This is a genomic window from Plantibacter sp. MPB07 (genome assembly GCF_046619465.1).
Taxonomy (GTDB): domain Bacteria; phylum Actinomycetota; class Actinomycetes; order Actinomycetales; family Microbacteriaceae; genus Plantibacter; species Plantibacter auratus.
Genome location: NZ_CP177043.1, coordinates 1,250,507 through 1,269,187 on the forward strand (window position 1 = coordinate 1,250,507; position 18,681 = coordinate 1,269,187).

The 18,681-nt window shown below is 67.3% G+C and carries 16 protein-coding genes; 3 read left to right on the forward strand and 13 right to left on the reverse strand.

What is annotated here, in order from left to right; translation table 11 throughout:
- Positions 1–31 precede the first annotated feature (31 nt).
- Together ACLIME_RS05885 and ACLIME_RS05890 are read left to right on the forward strand one after the other, a co-directional pair.
- Positions 32–1,117, forward strand: coding sequence for a ubiquinol-cytochrome c reductase iron-sulfur subunit (locus ACLIME_RS05885; RefSeq protein ID WP_085510950.1), 1,086 nt, complete (start codon positions 32–34; stop codon positions 1,115–1,117).
- A complete protein-coding gene (locus ACLIME_RS05890) occupies positions 1,114–2,748 on the forward strand; it encodes a cytochrome b (protein ID WP_064296978.1) in 1,635 nt (544 codons plus the stop codon). The genes ACLIME_RS05885 and ACLIME_RS05890 overlap by 4 nt, the downstream gene beginning before the upstream one ends.
- Before the next feature lie 720 nt (positions 2,749–3,468).
- Here the strand turns inward: ACLIME_RS05890 and ACLIME_RS05895 are convergent.
- The 6 genes from ACLIME_RS05895 to ACLIME_RS05920 form a co-directional block, all read right to left on the reverse strand.
- The gene (locus tag ACLIME_RS05895) at positions 3,469–3,921 is read right to left on the reverse strand and encodes a GNAT family N-acetyltransferase (protein WP_064296979.1); all 453 of its coding nucleotides are present in this window, start codon (positions 3,919–3,921) and stop codon (positions 3,469–3,471) included.
- Positions 3,921–4,343 (reverse strand): cytochrome c oxidase subunit 4, encoded by a 423-nt coding sequence (locus ACLIME_RS05900; RefSeq protein ID WP_064296980.1) that lies wholly within the window; start codon positions 4,341–4,343, stop codon positions 3,921–3,923. The genes ACLIME_RS05895 and ACLIME_RS05900 overlap by 1 nt, the downstream gene beginning before the upstream one ends.
- A 5-nt stretch (positions 4,344–4,348) precedes the next feature.
- The gene (gene ctaD, locus ACLIME_RS05905) at positions 4,349–6,076 is read right to left on the reverse strand and encodes a cytochrome c oxidase subunit I (RefSeq protein WP_064296981.1); all 1,728 of its coding nucleotides are present in this window, start codon (positions 6,074–6,076) and stop codon (positions 4,349–4,351) included.
- Positions 6,073–6,975: a cytochrome c oxidase subunit II gene (gene coxB / locus ACLIME_RS05910; RefSeq protein WP_079706003.1), complete on the reverse strand. Its 903-nt coding sequence runs from the start codon at positions 6,973–6,975 to the stop codon at positions 6,073–6,075. Before coxB ends, ctaD begins: the two co-directional genes overlap by 4 nt.
- Positions 6,976–7,137: 162 nt before the next feature.
- A complete protein-coding gene (erpA, locus tag ACLIME_RS05915) occupies positions 7,138–7,503 on the reverse strand; it encodes an iron-sulfur cluster insertion protein ErpA (RefSeq protein ID WP_064296983.1) in 366 nt (121 codons plus the stop codon).
- A gap of 106 nt (positions 7,504–7,609) precedes the next feature.
- Positions 7,610–9,055, reverse strand: coding sequence for a dipeptidase (locus ACLIME_RS05920; protein WP_079706004.1), 1,446 nt, complete (start codon positions 9,053–9,055; stop codon positions 7,610–7,612).
- A 43-nt stretch (positions 9,056–9,098) separates the two neighbouring features.
- Between ACLIME_RS05920 and ACLIME_RS05925 the strand changes: the two genes are divergently transcribed.
- Complete coding sequence (locus ACLIME_RS05925) at positions 9,099–9,698, forward strand: DUF3043 domain-containing protein (RefSeq protein WP_064296985.1); 600 nt, start codon at positions 9,099–9,101, stop codon at positions 9,696–9,698.
- A 70-nt stretch (positions 9,699–9,768) separates the two neighbouring features.
- Here ACLIME_RS05925 and ACLIME_RS05930 read toward each other — a convergent pair whose 3' ends face one another.
- From ACLIME_RS05930 to ACLIME_RS05960, 7 genes are all read right to left on the reverse strand, one after another.
- The gene (locus ACLIME_RS05930; RefSeq protein WP_411558415.1) at positions 9,769–10,806 is read right to left on the reverse strand and encodes a quinone-dependent dihydroorotate dehydrogenase; all 1,038 of its coding nucleotides are present in this window, start codon (positions 10,804–10,806) and stop codon (positions 9,769–9,771) included.
- Positions 10,807–10,809: 3 nt separating this feature from the next.
- Complete coding sequence (nrdR, locus tag ACLIME_RS05935) at positions 10,810–11,292, reverse strand: transcriptional regulator NrdR (protein ID WP_064296987.1); 483 nt, start codon at positions 11,290–11,292, stop codon at positions 10,810–10,812.
- A complete protein-coding gene (gene hisD / locus ACLIME_RS05940; RefSeq protein ID WP_411558416.1) occupies positions 11,292–12,662 on the reverse strand; it encodes a histidinol dehydrogenase in 1,371 nt (456 codons plus the stop codon). The genes nrdR and hisD overlap by 1 nt, the downstream gene beginning before the upstream one ends.
- Positions 12,663–12,723: 61 nt before the next feature.
- The gene (gene dnaE, locus ACLIME_RS05945) at positions 12,724–16,188 is read right to left on the reverse strand and encodes a DNA polymerase III subunit alpha (RefSeq protein WP_411558779.1); all 3,465 of its coding nucleotides are present in this window, start codon (positions 16,186–16,188) and stop codon (positions 12,724–12,726) included.
- A 191-nt stretch (positions 16,189–16,379) separates the two neighbouring features.
- Positions 16,380–17,303, reverse strand: a complete 924-nt coding sequence (locus ACLIME_RS05950) for an RluA family pseudouridine synthase (protein ID WP_079706009.1) — start codon at positions 17,301–17,303, stop codon at positions 16,380–16,382.
- Positions 17,300–17,860, reverse strand: a complete 561-nt coding sequence (gene lspA / locus ACLIME_RS05955) for a signal peptidase II (RefSeq protein ID WP_241160893.1) — start codon at positions 17,858–17,860, stop codon at positions 17,300–17,302. Before lspA ends, ACLIME_RS05950 begins: the two co-directional genes overlap by 4 nt.
- Before the next feature lie 79 nt (positions 17,861–17,939).
- Positions 17,940–18,581, reverse strand: a complete 642-nt coding sequence (locus tag ACLIME_RS05960; protein WP_079706011.1) for a DivIVA domain-containing protein — start codon at positions 18,579–18,581, stop codon at positions 17,940–17,942.
- Positions 18,582–18,681: the final 100 nt, after the last annotated feature.

The window sequence follows — 18,681 nt, forward strand, 5'->3', positions numbered from 1 at the left end:
CGCGGATCGACAACACGTAAGAAGGAGCACCATGGCTCACGACAACTCGAGCGGCTCGGGTCACCCAGCCGCCGACTCGTCTGCCGATCCGTCCGCCCACGGGCAGGAGCTGCAGGTCGCGACCGGTACCGGGGTCATCTCCCGCGACGCCGTCGTCGACCCCGGCCTGCCTCCGCACCGGAAGCGCGTCACGGACCTCGACCCCAAGAAGGACAAGCGGGCCGAGCGCGCCGTCTACACCCTCTTCTACCTGTCGATCGCCGGCAGCGTCTGGGCGGTCGCCGCCTACATGGCGTTCCCGATCGAGCCCGAGGACATCGCCTCGGTCCGCCTGAACAACCTGTTCATCGGTCTCGGCATGGCGTTGGCCCTGCTCGCGATCGGTATCGGCGCCGTGCACTGGGGCAAGGCCCTCATGCACGACGAAGAGGGCATCGACTACCGTCACAAGGTCGGCGGCAATCAGGCCAGCCGCGATCGCGCGGTGGAGATCATGCACCAGGCGAACGTCGAGTCCGGCATCGGACGACGCGCGCTCATCCGCAACAGCCTCATCGGCTCCCTCATCGTCTTCCCGCTCCCGGGCATCGCGCTGTTCCGCGGTCTCGCGCCGTACGACGAAGACCCCGTCGAGCTCATGCAGCACACGATGTGGAAGGAAGGCACGCGCCTCGCCCGTGACCCTTCCGGTACGCCAATCAAGGCGTCCGACGTGACCCTCGGCAGTGCGTTCCACGTGATCCCCGAGAACCTCCACGAGGCCGATCACGTCCTCAACGAGAAGGCGAAGGCGATCGTGCTGCTCATGCGACTGAAGCCCGAAGACCTCGTCGAGGAGGAGTCCAAGAAGGACTGGTCCTACGACGGCATCGTCGCCTACTCCAAGGTGTGCACGCACGTCGGTTGCCCGGTCGCGCTCTACGAGCAGCAGACGCACCACCTCCTCTGCCCCTGCCACCAGTCGCAGTTCGATGTCACGAACCACTGCGCGGTCATCTTCGGACCGGCCGCCCGGCCGCTTCCGCAGCTGCCGATCACCGTCGACGACGAGGGCTACCTCGTCGCGCGGAGCGACTTCCACGAACCTGTCGGCCCGAGCTTCTGGGAGCGTCATTGAGCACCTCGACCGCAACACGCGCCCCTGAGCAGGCCAAGGCCGCTCCGGCGAAGAGCTCCGGTGGATTCACCGGCGCCGCAGCGAACTACCTCGAAGAGCGGACGTCCATCTCGGTCGCCGTCAAGGAGTTCGGCCGCAAGATCTTCCCCGACCACTGGTCGTTCCTCCTCGGCGAGGTGGCGCTCTACAGCTTCGTCATCATCCTGCTGTCGGGCTCCTTCCTCACCTTCTTCTTCCAGGCATCGATGGCGGAGGTCCACTACGACGGGTCCTTCGTCCCGCTGAAGAACATCGAGATGTCCGTCGCCATGGCGTCGACGCTCGACATCTCCTTCGACATCCGCGGCGGCCTCCTGATGCGTCAGGTGCACCACTGGGCGGCCCTGCTGTTCGTGGCGTCCATCGGCCTCCACATGCTGCGCATCTTCTTCACCGGTGCGTTCCGCAAGCCGCGTGAGCTGAACTGGGTGATCGGTTTCGTCCTGTTCATCCTGGCCATGGCCGAGGGCTTCACCGGGTACTCGCTGCCCGACGACCTGCTCTCCGGTAACGGTCTGCGGATCATCGACGGCATGGTCAAGGGTCTGCCCATCATCGGCACGTGGACGACCTTCCTGCTCTTCGGCGGGGAGTTCCCGGGCACCGACATCGTCGGCCGCCTCTACACGCTCCACATCCTGCTCCTGCCGGCGCTGGTGCTGCTCTTCATCGCCCTGCACCTGGTGTTCGTCGTCGTGCACAAGCACACGCAGTTCCCGGGCGCCGGTCGCACCGAGCAGAACGTGGTCGGATTCCCCGTCCTCCCCGTCTACGCGGCGAAGGCCGGTGGCTTCTTCTTCATCGTCTTCGGTGTCGTGATGCTCATCGCCTCGCTGTTCACGATCAACCCGATCTGGAACTACGGACCGTACGACCCCTCCCCGGTCTCGGCGGGTACGCAGCCTGACTGGTACATCGGGTTCGCCGACGGCGCGCTCCGACTGGTTCCGCCGCACCTCGAGTTCGTCCTCTGGGATCACACGTTCTCGTTCAACATCATCCTTCCCGTCCTCGTCCTGGGTCTGTTCATCGTCACGGTGTTCATCTACCCGTTCGTCGAGGCGTGGATCACGGGTGACAAGCGTGAGCACCACATCCTCGACCGTCCGCGCAACGCGCCGACCCGCACCGCCATCGGTGCTGCCGGTGTCACCTTCTACGCCGCCCTCTGGGCTGCTGCGAGCTCGGACATCATCGCCACCCACTTCAAGGTGACGATGGAGGGCGTGATCCACACGCTGCAGGCGATCCTCATCCTCGGACCGTTCATCGCCTACTTCATCGCGAAGCGCACCTGCCTGGCGCTGCAGAAGAAGGACCGCGAGATCCTCCTCCACGGCTACGAGACCGGGCGCATCGTCCGCCTCCCCGGTGGCGAGTTCATCGAGGTCCACGAGCCCGTCGACGAGTACGAGCGCTGGCGCCTCGCGAGCTACGACGACCACAAGCCGTTGATGATCCGTCCGAACGCCAAGGGCAAGATCACCGGTGTCCAGAAGGCTCGCGCCGCGATGTCCCGCTGGTTCTTCGAGGATCGGATCGCTCCGGTCACGAACACCGAGATCGAACGTTCCCACGGCGACCACCACTAGGCGGATCCTCTTGGAAGGCCCCGCAGTCCTCACGGACTGCGGGGCTTTCGTCGTTGCGGGCGGGGATCGCCGAATTGCGCCGCGACAAGACGCGTGCGATAGCGGACGTCCGTGCAGCCCCTCTCCCCCGTTCTCCGGGCGCCGAAGGCCGGTGCGGATGAGGTGAGCCCTTCGAAAGGCTCAGGGACCCGCGTCCGCTCACCGTGGCTACCGGCATTCCTGCGCGACAGCAGACGATGTGAGCCGATCGACCGGCCCCGGGGGCGACGTTCCCGACCCAGGGTGATCGTGGCCGTACTGAACAGACACCGGACTACGGCTGCCCTTCGACGGGCTCAGGGACCGGAATGCCTGCGCCAGATCTCTTCGAACGCACCCTGAGTCCTTTGTGGGCCGCGCACCCGCCCGACAGGAGGGCCAGGTTCTCCCTCTGCGCCCAGGTCTCCTGATACGCGCCCTGAATCCTCTGCGGGCGGCGTGTGCCCCTCGACAGCGTCAGGGACCGGGGGCCGCTTCCCCTGTCGATCAGGAACAAGGAGGCGTCACCAATACGGCTGCCCACCGGGAGCAGCCTCGCCGAACGGAAGGGTGACGATCGCGACCTTCGGGGGCGGGTGCGCGCACCAACGCCGGCTGCTTGTTCTCCACGTCCAGGCGAGCACCAGAACACGAAAGAGCCCCCGAGCATGGCTCGGGGGCTCTTCGATGACTCTTTGGCGATCAGCCCAGCGGGAGGATCTTCTTGTAGAACTCCGCCGTCACGTTGTAACCGAGACGACGGTAGAAGTCGCCGGCTCGAGAGGTGGACATCGTCAGCTGGCGCGCACCGCGCTCGACGGCGTAGTGCTCGTTCGCCTCCACCAGGGCCGAACCGATGCCGGCGCCGCGGGCCGTCTCGTCGACGACGAGCTCCTGCAGGTGGGCGGTGAGGCCGGCAGCGTGCAGCAGCCGGGACACCGTCATCAGGGTGTAACCGACGACGCGGTTCGCTTCGTCGACCGCGACGTACAGCACGTTGGTCTCGTCTTCACGAGGGCGCATGACGTTGTTGTATGCGGCCATGAAGTCGTCCGCGGCAGGCGGGATGGACCCCGTGATCAGCTGGCCGGCCAGCGCGAAGACGGCTGAACGGTCGTCGGGCTGACCACGACGGATGCTGAACGAGGCGACCATCAGCGTGCGAAGTATCCGCGGTAGTACTCGTAGTTCCAACCGACGACCGCGATGACGACCAGCGGGATGCCGATGATCGCGATCCAGAACCCGACCGCCAGACCGAGCACGAGCAGACCGCACGCACCGGCGAGGATGATGGGCCACCAGCTCCACGGGCTGAAGTGCCCGATCTCCGGGTCGCCGTCGTCGATGTTCGCCGTCAGCGTGTCCTCGGGGAGCTCGGCGCCCTGGCTCTTGTGCACCCGGCTGAGGTAGAAGCCGAGGAAGGCGCTCAGGATCGCGGCGAGAGCCAGGGTGACCGTGCCGACCCACTCGACCCGACCGTGCAGCGGATCGACGAGCGACCACACCGTGTAGACCGCGCAGAGGAGGGCGCAGAACACCGTCAGGATCGTGAAGAGGATGATATTGGCGCGCATGGCGGCTACTTCACCTTTCCGGCGTCGATGTCGAGCGTGGGTGCGTCAGGTGCGTCCTTCGCGGGACCGACGCCGACCGGGATACCGACTTCGGGGTGGTGGAGGTCGAAGGCCGGTCGCTCCGAGCGGATGCGCGGGATGGAGACGAAGTTGTGACGCGGCGGGGGCGAGCTGGTCGCCCACTCGAGCGATCCCCCGTAACCCCACGGGTCGTCCTCGGTGACGCGAGGAGCCTTCCGGATCGTGATGTACACGTTCAGGAAGAAGGGCAGCAGCGAGATGGCGAGGATGAACGAGCCCACGGTCGACAGCTGGTTCATCCAGGTGAAGCCGTCCTCGGGCGAGTACGTCGCGTAGCGGCGCGGGAACCCGATGACGCCCAACCAGTGCTGGATGAGGAACGTCGTGTGGAAGCCGATGAAAAGCAGCCAGAAGTGCCAGTAGCCGAGCTTCTCGTTGAGCATCTTGCCCGTCCACTTCGGCCACCAGAAGTAGAAGCCGGCGAACATGGCGAACACGACCGTGCCGAACACGACGTAGTGGAAGTGCGCCACGACGAAGTAGGAGTCGGAGACGTGGAAGTCGAGCGGCGGCGAAGCGAGGATGACACCGGTGAGTCCACCGAAAACGAAGGTGATCAGGAAGCCGATGGACCAGAGCATCGGGGTCTCGAAGGTGACCGAGCCGCGCCACATCGTGCCCAGCCAGTTGAAGATCTTCACGCCGGTCGGAACCGCGATGAGCATCGTCATGAGGGCGAAGAACGGCAGGAGCACCGACCCGGTGACGTACATGTGGTGTGCCCACACCGTCACGGAGAGGGCCGCGATCGCGATCGTCGCGTAGATCAGGGTCTTGTACCCGAAGATCGGCTTGCGGCTGAACACCGGGAAGATCTCGGACACGATGCCGAAGAACGGCAGCGCGATGATGTAGACCTCGGGGTGCCCGAAGAACCAGAACAGGTGCTGCCAGAGGATGACACCGCCGTTGGCCGCGTCGTAGATGTGGGCGTCGAACACGCGGTCAGCTGCGAGACCGAAGAGGGCCGCCGCGAGCACCGGGAACGCCATCAGGACGAGGATGGACGTCACGAGGACGTTCCACGTGAAGATCGGCATGCGGAACATCGTCATGCCGGGGGCGCGCATCGTGATGATCGTGGTGATGAAGTTGACGCCACCGAGGATGGTGCCGAAGCCACTGAGCGCCAGGCCGAGGACCCAAAGATTGCCTCCGAGCCCTGGCGAGAACGTCGTGCTCGACAGTGGCGCATAGGCGAACCAGCCGAAGGCGGCGGCGCCCTGCGGGGTGAGGAAGCCACCGACGGCGATGAGGCTACCGAAGGCGTAGAGCCAGAACGCGAAGGCGTTCAGACGCGGGAACGCGACGTCCGGTGCGCCGATCTGCAGCGGCATGAGCGCGTTCGCGAACCCGGCGAAGAGCGGCGTCGCGAACATGAGGAGCATGATCGTGCCGTGCATCGTGAAGAGCTGGTTGTACTGCTCCTTCGTCTCCACGATCGTGCCGCCGGGCTCGAAGAGCTGGGCTCGGATGATGAGCGCCATCACGCCGCCGAGGCAGAAGAAGATGAACGAGGCGATCAGGTACATGTACCCGATGGTCTTGTGGTCGGTGGAGGTGATCCACTTGACCAGGATGTTGCCCTTGCGCTCGACCGAGGTGCGTCCGACGACGCTCGCCTGGCCTGCGGGAAGCGTGGTGGAGGTCATTCCCCGTCTCCGTGCTCTTCGAGACCTGCCGGCGCCTTGGTGCCGGGGAGGTTGCTGTTGCGATCGTATTCCGTGCCGTAGTCGCCGATGTTGCCCGACTCGGCCAGGTCTTCGAGGTGCTTGTCGTACTCGGCCTGCGAGACGACCTTCACGTTGAAGAGCATGAGCGAGTGGTACTCGCCACAGAGCTCGGCGCACTTGCCGGCGTACGTGCCCTCGCGCTCAGGGGTGAAGGACATGTAGTTCGTCTTGCCCGGGATCATGTCCTTCTTGTAGAGGAAGTCGATGACCCAGAAGGAGTGGATGACGTCGCGCGACTGCAGCGCGATCTTCACCGTCTTGCCGACGGGCAGGTAAAGCGTGGGAAGTGCGTCCTGGTCGATGACGCCACCGGGCTTCTCATCGGCCTGCACGCCCGCGGTCCAGACGTCCTGGCCGTTGACGGCCTCGTCGTACACGAAGTCCCACGCCCACTGCTTCGCGAAGACCTCGATGGCCACGTCGGGATCCTCGTACTGGGTCTCGATCGCGTTCTGGTCGCGCGCCGTGAAGGCGAAGAAGCCGAGGACCAGGATGAGCGGGACGATCGTGTAGAAGATCTCGATCGGCATGTTGTACCGCAGCTGGACCGGGAGACCGGTCTGCCCCTTGCGGCGTCGGTACACGATGACGGCCCAGATGATGAGCCCCCACGTGATGACACCGACTGCGAGCAGCACCAGCCATGCCGTCACCCACAGGCCCGCGATGCGGTCCGTGTGGTTCGTGACGGGAGATTCGCCCTCGACGAATCCCGGCAGGTAACCATGCAGTTCCGCCTGCGTACAACCCGCCAGGACTATGGCGAGTGTGGCTGCGACCGGAATGGCAGCCCATCTGAGACGACGAGTCGAGCGCACCTCTGAAACCTTTCGAATACACACCTGTGGATCGCCCCCCAGTCTAGTGGGGATGGGCGGTGAACGCCGGACCATTCGCGTCCGCGGTGCGGGATCGTGACCGGAATGACGAAGGGGAAACCACCCGGGACCGGGTAATTTCCCCTTCAGGAAGAATCTGGCTCAGTGGAAGCTGTCGCCGCAGGCACAGCTGCCCTCGGCGTTGGGGTTGTCGATGGTGAACCCCTGCTTCTGGATGGTGTCCTCGAAGTCGATCTTGGCGCCGTCGAGGTAGGGGACGCTCATCTTGTCGACGATGACCTCGACGCCGTCGAAGTCGACCGTGGCGTCGCCGTCGAGCATGCGCTCGTCGAAGTACAGCTGGTAGATGAGGCCCGAGCATCCACCCGGCTGGACGGCCACGCGGAGACGGAGGTCGTCGCGACCCTCCTGCTCGAGGAGGCTCTTGACCTTCTGCGCCGCCGTGTCGGACAGGCCGACGCCGTGAGCCGCGTCGATCTTGGTCTCGGTCAGGATGGTGTCGCTCATGATGCTCCTCGCGAGGTCTGGCGGCGCCGGGTCGACGCCTGTGTGAGATTCTACCGCCTGACGCGCCGGACGCACCCCGTGGTTCCGGCGGCGCGTCCGGCGCCGACTACGCGTCGGAGGACGGGCGGGGTGCGGCCGCCAGGCGGGCGAGGAGCACCGCCTCCGTGAGGATCGCCTTCTGGAAGACGCCGAGGTGCAGCGACTCGTTCGGGCTGTGGGCGCGCGAGTGCGGGTCTTCGACACCGGTGACGAGGATCTGGGCGTCCGGGAAGACCCGGACGAGGTCGGCGATGAACGGGATCGATCCGCCGACACCCGTCTCGACCGGCTCGACCTCCCAGGCGTCGGCCATGGCGCGCTTCGCCTCCGCGACGGCCCAACCACTCGTGTCCACGAGGAACGGGCTCCCCTGGTCGACCTCGTCGATCGTCAGCTGCGCGCCGAACGGGCTGTTGGCGAGGAGGTGGGCCTCGAGTGCACGGTAGGCCTCGGCCGGATCCTGCCCGGGGGCGATCCGCGCACTGATGCGCACCGACACCTCCGGGATGAGCGTGTTCGAGGCGTTGGCCACCGACGGTGCGTCGATGCCCGTGACGGTGATCGCGGGCTGCGACCAGATCCGGCTGAGGATGGAGCCGCGTCCGATGGGCGAGACCCCCTCGGACAGACCTGACTCGGCGCGGAGCTGCGCCTCGTCGAACTCCGGGGTCACGGCGTCGTGCGAGGTGAGTCCGTCGACCGCCACCGAACCGTCGGCGTCCCACAGGGTCGCGAGCAGGGTGACCGTGGCCAGCATCGCGTCCGGCACCGCTCCACCGAGCATCCCGGAGTGGGAGGCGTGGTCGAGGGTCTTCACACGCAGCCGGAAGGTGACGTTGCCGCGCAGACCGATCGTCAGCGCCGGCGTCCGCTCGTCCCAGTTGTCGCTGTCGGCGACGACGATCACGTCCGCCGCGAGGGTGTCGCGGTGCTCCTCCAGGAAGGAGCCGAAGGACCGCGAGCCGAACTCCTCCTCCCCCTCGATGAACAGCACGATACCGAGGTCGAGGTCGGAGCCGAGGACCTCGGTGACGGCTCGGATCGCGGCGATGTGGGACATGACGCCGGCCTTGTCGTCAGCCGCGCCCCGTCCGTAGATACGGCCGTCGCGGACGGTCGGCTCGAACGGCGGCGAGTCCCACTTGTCGTCGCTTCCGGGGGGCTGGACGTCGTGGTGCGCGTAGAGCAGCACGGTCGGTCGGCCGTTCCGTGGTTCGCGGCGGGCCAGCACGGCGGGCTGTCCGAGCTCCGCTCCGCCGTCGATGGCGGACCGGCGCACCGAGACCTCGTCGAAGACGCCGAGACCGCGGGCGAGCTCCGCGACCGCCTCGGCACTCCGCGCCACCTCGGCCGCGTCGAACGCCGACCACGACACCGAGGGGATGCGGACGAGCGCCGACAGATCGGCGATCGACGACGGCAACGCACCGGCGACGGATTCGCGCAGCCGATCGAGGACTTCCTGGTCGTTGCGTGGGTCTTGGGTCGATTCCGTCGTGGTACCTGTCGTCATGCGAGTAATCTTAAGGGAATCCCCGAATCAAGGACGTTCCATCGTGGCCAAACAGCAGAGCACCCCGGCATCAGAGCCGATCGTCGAGACCGCAGCGCAGACGGCTGAGCGCCTCGCCCGCGGCGCCAAGGAGGCGAAGGGTCGACCGACCCCGTCCCGGGCGGAACGCGAGGCGCAGAACAAGCGTCCGCTCGTCCCCTCCGACCGCAAGGAGGCGTCGAAGGCGGCGAAGGCGCAGCAGGCCGAAGCACGGCGGCGGGCGCAGGCCGGCATGGCCGCCGGCGACGACAAGTTCCTCCCGGCACGCGAGCGCGGTCCGCAGAAGAAGTTCGTCCGCGACTACGTCGACGCCCGGTTCAACATCGGCGAGTTCATGATCCCGGTGATGTTCCTCGTGATCATCCTCACCTTCATGCCGGTGCCCGAGATCCAGGTCTACGGCATGCTCACCCTCTGGGTGTTCTTCATCATCGCGATCGCCGACTGCTTCTTCCTCGGCTTCCGCGTCCGGAAAGCGCTGCGGGCGAAGTTCGGGCAGGACGAGCGTGGCGTGCGCTGGTACGCCGCCATGCGCGCGCTGCAGCTGCGCCCGCTCCGTCTGCCGAAACCGCAGGTCAAGCGCGGCCAGTTCCCCAACAAGTAGTCCCACGAACGACGAACGCCCGCCGGTCCCAGACCGGCGGGCGTTCGTCGTCGATGGCGCCTTATGCCGATCAGCGGGCGGTTCGAGCCAGTCGGTCGAGCCCGCGGTTGATGTGTCTCGCCCAGAGCGGCCCGCGGTAGAGGAACGCCGTGTAGCCCTGCACGAGGGTTGCTCCTGCAGCCAGGCGCTCCCGGACGTCTTCGGCGGTGTCGACGCCTCCGACTGAGATGACACACAACTCCGGGGGCACGATGGCCCGGATGCGCCGCAGGACGTCGAGCGAGCGAGCCGCAAGCGGCGCACCGGACAGCCCACCGGCTCCGGCCGCCTCGACGACGGCGGGATCGGTGGCCAGGCCGTCGCGAGAGATGGTCGTGTTCGTCGCGATGACACCGTCCAGGCCGAGTTCCACGACCAGCTCTGCGATGCGGTCGACCTCCGCATCGCTGAGGTCGGGCGCGATCTTGACGAGCAACGGCGTGGATCCGGCGGCCGCACGGACGGCTTCGAGCAGCGGCGCGAGCTGGTCGAGCTCCTGGAGGCCGCGGAGCCCCGGGGTGTTCGGCGAGCTGACGTTGACGACGAGGTAGTCGGCCACGGGCGAGAGGAGCGTCGCGCTCCGGACGTAGTCGGCCGTGGCGTCGGCGACGTCCACGACACGGCTCTTGCCGATGTTCACGCCGAGGACGGGTCGGTGGCTCACCCGCGCGGTCCGTTCGAGCCGACGCCTGGCCTGGTCGGCTCCCCCGTTGTTGAAGCCCATGCGGTTGACGACCGCCCGATCGGCGATGAGTCGGAACAATCGGGGCTTGGGATTGCCCGGCTGCGGAATCGCCGTGATCGTGCCCACCTCGACATGGCCGAACCCGAGGAGTCCGAGGCCGAGGACGCCCTTGCCGTCCTTGTCGAAGCCGGCGGCGACACCGAACGGGGTCTCGAACCGCAGCCCCAGCGTCTCCACCGACTGGTCGAGTCGCGGTGCCGTCCAGCGTCTGATGACGGGGCCGAGGCCGGTGGCGGGAAGCGAACGGATGACGTCGAAGGCCAGGTGGTGTGCGCGTTCGGGATCGAGCTTGGACAGCACCTGGGCGAAGAGGAAGCGGTACACGGCTCAGAGCTCCTCGGACGGCACGGGGGCGGCACCGGAAGCGTGCTCGACGCGGAGCAGCGCGATCGCGGACTCGAAGTCGTCGAGCGATTCGAAGGCCTGGTAGACACTGGCGAAGCGGAGGTACGCGACCTCGTCCAACTCACGCAACGGCGCGAGGATCGCCAGACCGATGTCGTTCGCGTCGATCTGCGACGCGCCGGTGGCGCGGATGGACTCCTCCACCCGCTGAGCCAGGACGGCGAGGTCGGAGTCCGTCACCGGGCGGCCCTGGCAGGCCTTGCGGACACCGCTCACGACCTTCTCCCGGCTGAAGGGCTCCACCACGCCGGAACGTTTGATCACGCCGAGACTCGAGGTCTCCATGGTGCTGAAGCGCCTCCCGCACTCGGGGCACTGCCGGCGTCGGCGGATGGCGAGTCCGTCGTCGCTGGTGCGCGAGTCGATCACACGGGAATCCGGGTGGCGGCAGAACGGGCAGTACATCAGCGGGCTCCCTCGGGGGCGGTGGGGGCGGTGGTGTCGTCCGCCGCACGGATCTCGGCATCGACGAGCCCGAAGCGGGCCGACACCGCCTCGCCGTGCGCCGGCAGGTCCTCCGAGCCTGAGAGAGCGACGATGTGGGCCGAGACCTGACGGAGCGCCGGTTCGTCGTACCGGACGACCTGCTGCGGCCGGAGGAAGGTGAACGCTCCGAGGCCCGAGGAGAATCGTGCCTGACCGCCCGTCGGGAGGACGTGGTTCGACCCGGCCAGGTAGTCTCCGAGGCTCACCGGGGTGTGGTCGCCGAGGAAGATCGCGCCGGCGTTGGTGATGGCGCCGAGGAGCGACTCCGGGTCGCGGGTCTGCACCTCGAGGTGCTCGGGCCCGTACGCGTTGCTGAACGCCACGGCCGCCTCGAGGTCGTCGACGAGCACGATCGCCGACTGCGGCCCGCCCAGGGCCTCGACGACGCGCGCTCCATGACGTGTGCCTGCGGCGTACCGCTGCAGCCACTCCTCCACCGCGGTGGCGAGCGCCGCACTGTCGGTGACGAGCAGCGATGCCGCCGCCTCGTCGTGTTCCGCCTGGCTGACGAGGTCGGCTGCGACGAGCCGGGCATCGGCCCCGGCGTCCGCGATGACCAGGATCTCGGTGGTCCCGGCTTCGGCGTCGATCCCCACCTGCCCCTTCACGAGGCGCTTGGCGGCCGCCACGAAGATGTTGCCCGGGCCGGTCACGACGTCGACCGGGTCGAGGGCGAGGTCTGGTACTCCGTAGGCGAACGCACCGATCGCTCCGGCGCCGCCCATGGCGTAGACCTCGGTCACCCCGAGCAGCCCGGCGGCGCCGAGGATCGTCGGGTGGACGCGGCCGCCGAACTCGCGCTGCGGGGGCGAAGCGAGCGCCACGGAACCGACGCCGGCCTCCTGGGCCGGCACGACGTTCATGACGACACTCGAGGGGTAGACGGCCTTCCCGCCCGGGACGTAGAGGCCGACGCGACCGACCGGGGCCCAGCGCTGCACGACGGTCGCGCCGTCGCCGAGTTCGGTCGTACGCTCCGGCGGGACCTGCGCTCTCGTGGCGGTCCGGACCCGGTCGATGGCCTCCACGAGCGCGGCGCGCACGGCCGGCTCGAGTGCCGTGACGGCGGCGTCGATCTCGGCCTGTGGGACGCGGATCCGCTCAGGGCGTCCCCCGTCGAACCGGTCTGCCTGCGCTGAGAGCGCCTCGGAACCGTCCGCTCGGACGTCGTCGATCAACGCCTGAGCGGCGTGCGCTGCCGCGGTGATGTCGACGACGGGACGGGGCAGCATGTCCAGGAGCTCGGTGCGGCTCGGCCGCACTCCCCTGAGGTCAATGGTGGTGATCATGGCCGTCACAGCCTATCGTCCGCAGCGGTCCGTCCCGGCTGCCGCCCGCGCCCGAGCGGGGTCAGCCGAGACAGTTCGGGCCGAGCAGGGACTTCAGCTCGCCGAAGAGTCCGGACGAGAGACTGACGCGATGGGGCAGCTCGAACACCCGCGCGATCTCGCCTCGGATGAGCTTCAATCGGACCTCGGTCGACCCAGCGTGCCGCGTCAGCACATCGCTGAGCGTGGTCACCGTCTCGGTCGTCGCCCGGGCGTCCGCCATCGACAGCTGGAGCATGCGATCGGCACCGGCCTCGGGCAGTTCGGGCGAGAAGATGCTGTACGCGTGGAGGTTCATCCCGTCGTCTCGGACACTGACCCGTCCGCGAACCACCACGATCGAGTCGCCGACGAGTTCGGATGCGAACTCCTGGTACGCCTTGCCCATGAACATGGCGGTCATCTCGCCGCCGAAGTCCTCGACCTGGATCATGCCGTACTGGTTGCCGGAGGCCTTGGCGATCCGGTGCTGGACACTCGTGACGAGCCCCGAGATCACGACGGTCTCGCCGTCCATGCCCTCGGAGGTCATGAGGTCGGTGATGGTCGTCGTGGCGTGCTTCGCCAACTCGATCTCGAGTCCGGCCAGCGGGTGGTCCGAGACGTACAGCCCCAGCATCTCCCGTTCGAAGTTGAGTTTGTCGCGCTTGCTCCAGTCAGGACGCGCGGGGACGCTCGCGAGCGGCACTTCGCCGACCTCGGCGAACAGGCTGTCGAAGTCGAAGCCGATGCTCCCGGACGCCTCGGCACGCTTGTCCTTCACGACCGAGTCGACGGCGTCCTCGTGGATCTCGTAGAGCGCACGTCTGCTGTCGCCCATGGAGTCGAACGCGCCGGCCTTGATGAGCGACTCGATGGTCCGCTTGTTCGCCACCGGCAGCGGCACCTTGCGGAGGAAGTCGTGGAAGGAGGTGAACCTGCCCTCGCGCTCGCGTGCCTGCCGGATGAGCTCCACGACGTTCGAACCGACGTTGCGGACGGCACCCAGACCGAACCGGATGTCCTCCCCGACTGCGGCGAAGAACCCGATGGACTCGTTGACGTCGGGCGGCAGGACCTGGATCCCCATGCGGCGGCACTCGTTGAGGTAGAGCGCCATCTTGTCCTTGGAGTCGCCGACACTCGTCAGCAGACCGGCCATGTACTCGGCCGGGTAGTGCGCCTTAAGGTACGCCGTCCAGTAGGAGATGACCCCGTAGGCGGCGGAGTGCGCTTTGTTGAACGCGTAGTCCGAGAACGGGAGGAGGATCTCCCACAGCTTGTTGACGGCCTCCATCGAGAAGCCGTTCGCGACCATGCCGCCGGAGAAGCCCTCGAACTGCTTGTCCAGTTCGGACTTCTTCTTCTTGCCCATCGCACGACGGAGGATGTCGGCCTGCCCGAGGGAGAAGCCGGCGACCTTCTGCGCGATCGCCATCACCTGCTCCTGGTAGATGATGAGGCCGTAGCTCGTCGACAGGATCTCGGAGAGCGGCTCCTCGAGCTGCGGGTGGATCGGGGTGATCTCCTGGAGGCCGTTCTTCCGCAGCGCGTAGTTCGTGTGCGAGTTCGCGCCCATCGGCCCTGGCCGGTACAGCGCGATCAGCGCCGAGATGTCCTCGAAGTTGTCGGGTTTCATGAGGCGCAGCAGCGCGCGCATCGGTCCGCCGTCGAGCTGGAACACCCCGAGGGTGTCGCCTCGGGACAGGAGTTCGTACGCACCGCGGTCGTCGAGTTCGAGGTCTTCGAGGACGAGTTCGATGTCGCGGTTGCTCTTGATGTTGTCGAGGGCGTCGTTGATGATCGTCAGGTTGCGCAACCCGAGGAAGTCCATCTTGATCAATCCGAGGGACTCGCACGCCGGGTAGTCGAACTGCGTGACGATCTGGCCGTCCTGCTCGCGCTTCATGATCGGGATGATGTCGATGAGCGGGTCGCTCGACATGATCACGCCGGCCGCGTGGACACCCCACTGGCGCTTCAGGTTCTCGATGCCGAGCGCGGTCTCGAAGACGGTCCGCGCTTCCGGGTCGGTGTCGAGGATGCCACGGAGGTCGACCGCCTCCTTGTACCGCGGGTGCTTGGTGTCGAGGATGCCCTCGAGCGGGATGTCCTTGCCCATGACCGCCGGCGGCATGGCCTTCGTCAGTTTGTCGCCCATGCCGAACGGGAAGCCGAGGACGCGCGACGAGTCCTTGAGCGCCTGCTTGGCCTTGATGGTGCCGTAGGTGACGATCTGCGCGACGCGCTCGTCGCCGTACTTCTCGGTGACGTACTTGATGACCTCGCCGCGGCGGCGGTCGTCGAAGTCGACGTCGAAGTCGGGCATCGACACGCGGTCGGGGTTGAGGAACCGCTCGAAGATGAGCCCGTGGCGGAGCGGGTCGAGGTCGGTGATCTGCATAGCGTACGCGGCCATGGAGCCCGCACCGGAACCACGACCGGGACCGACGCGGATGCCGTTGCGCTTCGACCACTGGATGAAGTCAGCGACGACGAGGAAGTACCCGGGGAAACCCATCTGCACGATGACGCGCGTCTCGTAGTTCGCCCGTTCCCGGACGTCGGCTGGGATCCCGTTCGGGTACCGCAGGTTCAGCCCGGTCTCGACCTCCTTGATGAACCAGCTCTCCTCGTTCTCGCCCTCCGGCACGGGGAACCGCGGCATGTAGTTGGCCGAGGTGTCGAAGGCGACGTCGCACCGCTCCGCGATCGCGAGGGTGTTGTCGCACGCCTCGGGGTACTCGCGGAACAGTCGGCGCATCTCGTCCGCGGACTTCAGGTAGAACTCGTCCGCGTCGAACTTGAACCGGTTCGGGTCGTTGAGGGTGGAGCCGGACTGCACGCAGAGGAGGGCGGCGTGGGCTTTGGCGTCCGCGGCGTGCGTGTAGTGGAGGTCGTTCGTCGCGAGGAGCGGAAGACCGAGGTCTTTGGACAGCCTGATGAGGTCGGCCATGATCCTGCGCTCGATCCCGAGCCCGTGGTCCATGATCTCGCAGAAGTAGTTCTCCGCGCCGAAGATGTCGCGGAAGTCCGCCGCGGCCTTGACCGCCTCGTCGTATTGACCGAGACGGAGTCTCGTCTGCACCTCGCCGCTCGGGCAGCCGGTCGTCGCGATGAGGCCGGCGCTGTACAGGCTCAGGATCTCGCGGTCCATGCGTGGCTTGAAGTAGTACCCCTCGATCGACGCCTTCGACGAGAGCCGGAAGAGGTTGTGCATCCCCTCGGTGGTCTCCGAGAGCAAGGTCATGTGGGTGTAGGCGCCGGCGCCGGAGACGTCGTCTCCCCCGCCGTCGCCCCACTTGATCCTCGTCCGGTCGCCGCGCGCGGTCCCCGGGGTGATGTACGCCTCGGTGCCGATGATCGGCTTGATACCGGCATCGGTCGCCGTGCGCCAGAAGTCGAAGGCGCCGAACATGTTGCCGTGGTCGGTCACGGCGACGGCGGGCATCCCCTGCTCGACCGCGGCCTGGATGAGCGGCTTCACGCGGGCTGCTCCGTCGAGCATCGAGTACTCGCTGTGGACGTGCAGATGGACGAACGAATCGGTGGACGTGGGCACGGACGGCGCCTCCGGGGATCGTGCTGTGGGGTTCGGCGCGGACGCCGAGGTGGTCTGTGATCCAGCCTAACCGTCACCGCCGACGGTCGGCTCCGGCGATGCCGTCAGGGACACCGACGGGATGGGCGGGCGTCGGCTCAGTCGAGCTCGAGCACGGACAGCGCGTGCTGGAGGTCGGCCGGGTAGGCAGCCTCGAACCGAACGAACTCGCCCGTGGCCGGGTGGGCGAACCCCAGCTTCGTGGCGTGGAGCCACTGGCGGGTGAGTCCCAACCGCGCCGACAGCGCCGCGTCGGCCCCGTACATCGCGTCGCCGACGCAGGGGTGCCGCTGGGCCGCCATGTGCACGCGGATCTGGTGGGTGCGGCCGGTCTCCAGGTGCACCTCGAGCAGCGAGGCGTACGGGAACGCCTCGAGCGTCTCGTAGTGCGTGATCGAGGGCTTGCCGTCGGCGGTCACGGCGAACCGCCAGTCGTGACGCGGATGGCGGCCGATCGGTCCGTCGATGGTGCCGGCGAGTGGATCGGGATGCCCCTGCACCACAGCGCGGTAGATCTTCTCGACCTCGCGGTCGTGGAAGGCCCGCTTGAGCCAGGTGTAGGCCCGCTCGGTCTTCGCGACGACCATGAGGCCGCTCGTCCCGGCGTCCAGCCGATGGACGATGCCCGCGCGCTCGGCGGCTCCCGAGGTCGAGATGCGGAAGCCCGCCGCCGCGAGGGCGCCGAGCACCGTCGGTCCCTCCCAACCGACCGAGGGATGCGCCGCGACGCCCGCAGGCTTGTCGACGACGACGATCTCGTCGTCGTCGTGGACGATGCCGAGGTCGGGGACGGCGATCGGGACGATCACGGCCTCCCGTCGAGGCGTCCATTCGATCTCGAGCCAAGCGCCGCCGAGCAGGCGATCGGACTTGTCGACCGACTTCCCGTTCATGGTAACGCCGCCGGCCAAGGCCACCTCGGCTGCGTAGCTGCGCGAGAAGCCCAGGAGCTTGGCGAGTCCGGCGTCGACGCGCTCGCCGTCGAGTCCGTCGGGGACGTACAGGCTGCGGGACTCGTTCACGGACGACCTGCGTCCGGGCTCGCGTCGCCAGGCTCCGCAGGATCGAGGACGGCCGCGTCGGCTTCAGCCTCGCGGTCCTCCGCGTCCTGGGCGGCCCGTTCACTGGCTCGCGTCGTGCGCGTGCCGTCGAGGTTGACACCGAAGAGCGTCAGGAGGATGAACAGCGCCATGCTGACCACGATGCAGATGTCGGCCACGTTGTAGATCGCGGGGAGCATCCAGGGCGTCGAAATGAAGTCGACGACGTGGCCGAGGCCGAAGGACGGCTCTCGGAAGAGGCGGTCGGTCAGGTTGCCGAGCACGCCTCCGAGGAGCAGGCCGAAGACGATCGCCCAGGCGCGCGAACGGATGCGGCGCGCGAACCAGACGATGACGACGACGACCACCGCGGCGAGGATCGAGAAGATCCAGGTGTAGCCGGCACCCAGCGAGAAGGCGGCGCCCGAATTCTTGACGAAGTACAGGACCAGCGCCTGTCCGAAGACGGGGACGGACTCACCGACCGTCAGGTTGGTGGTGACGAGGAACTTCGTGAACTGATCGGCCGAATAGGCCACGACGGCAACCAGCGCCAGGACTGCAAGAGTCCTGGCGCTGGCCTTCGACGGTGATGCGGGAGACAACCGGGTGTCTGCGCTAGACCGCTGCGCTGTCGGCGGTGACGCCGGACTTCGCATCGGGTGCGGAGCTCGACGACGAGGCGTCGAGGTCCTTCAGCTGACCCTCGATGTAGCCGCGGAGCTGCGAGCGGTACTCGCGCTCGAAGTTGCGCAGCTCGTCGATCTTGTGCTCCAGCACGGAGCGCTCCTGCTCGAGGATCTGCATCTGTGCGCGCTGCTTGGCCTCGGCCTCGGCGACGACACGTGCCGCGGTCGCGTGACCTTCGGCGATGAGTGCGTCGCGACGCTGAGCGCCCTCTGCGACGTGCTCGTCGTGCAGGCGGCGGGCCAGCTGCAGGAGGTTGTTGGAGCTCTCGGCCGTGTTGTCGGTCGACTCGGCGGCAGGAGCCGCTGCGGGTGCGACGACCGGAGCCGGTGCGGGAGCGGGCTCAGCCTTGGCGAGCGCGGCGGGAGCGGAGGAGCCGCCCTTCTGCAGCTCGGCGACCTTGGCCTCGGCCGCGGTCAGCTTCTGCTGGACCTCGTCCTTCTCCTGGATGAGGCGACGCAGTTCGACGACGACCTCGTCGAGGAAGTCGTCCACCTCGTCCTGGTCGTAGCCTTCGCGGAACTTGGTCTGCTGAAACCGCTTCTGGACCACGTCTTCGGGAGTGAGCGCCATAGCGAACCACCTTCACTGTCGAATCGAAAATCTGTGTACAACGCCCCCACGCTAGCAAAGTCTGACCCAGTGGGTGAGACATGTTGTCAGCGTCGGAGCT

What these genes read in the sequence shown, in the direction of transcription:
- ACLIME_RS05885 (WP_085510950.1), top strand. Translation starts at nt 32, where the DNA reads ATGGCTCACGACAACTCGAGCGGCTCGGGTCACCCAGCCGCCGACTCG.
- ACLIME_RS05895 (WP_064296979.1), bottom strand. Translation starts at nt 3,921, where the DNA reads ATGGTCGCCTCGTTCAGCATCCGTCGTGGTCAGCCCGACGACCGTTCA.
- ACLIME_RS05900 (WP_064296980.1), bottom strand. Translation starts at nt 4,343, where the DNA reads ATGCGCGCCAATATCATCCTCTTCACGATCCTGACGGTGTTCTGCGCC.
- ctaD (WP_064296981.1), bottom strand. Translation starts at nt 6,076, where the DNA reads ATGACCTCCACCACGCTTCCCGCAGGCCAGGCGAGCGTCGTCGGACGC.
- erpA (WP_064296983.1), bottom strand. Translation starts at nt 7,503, where the DNA reads ATGAGCGACACCATCCTGACCGAGACCAAGATCGACGCGGCTCACGGC.
- ACLIME_RS05920 (WP_079706004.1), bottom strand. Translation starts at nt 9,055, where the DNA reads ATGACGACAGGTACCACGACGGAATCGACCCAAGACCCACGCAACGAC.
- nrdR (WP_064296987.1), bottom strand. Translation starts at nt 11,292, where the DNA reads ATGTACTGCCCGTTCTGCCGCCACCCGGATTCCCGTGTGATCGACTCG.
- hisD (WP_411558416.1), bottom strand. Translation starts at nt 12,662, where the DNA reads ATGATCACCACCATTGACCTCAGGGGAGTGCGGCCGAGCCGCACCGAG.
- dnaE (WP_411558779.1), bottom strand. Translation starts at nt 16,188, where the DNA reads ATGCTCGACGGAGCAGCCCGCGTGAAGCCGCTCATCCAGGCCGCGGTC.
- ACLIME_RS05960 (WP_079706011.1), bottom strand. Translation starts at nt 18,581, where the DNA reads ATGGCGCTCACTCCCGAAGACGTGGTCCAGAAGCGGTTTCAGCAGACC.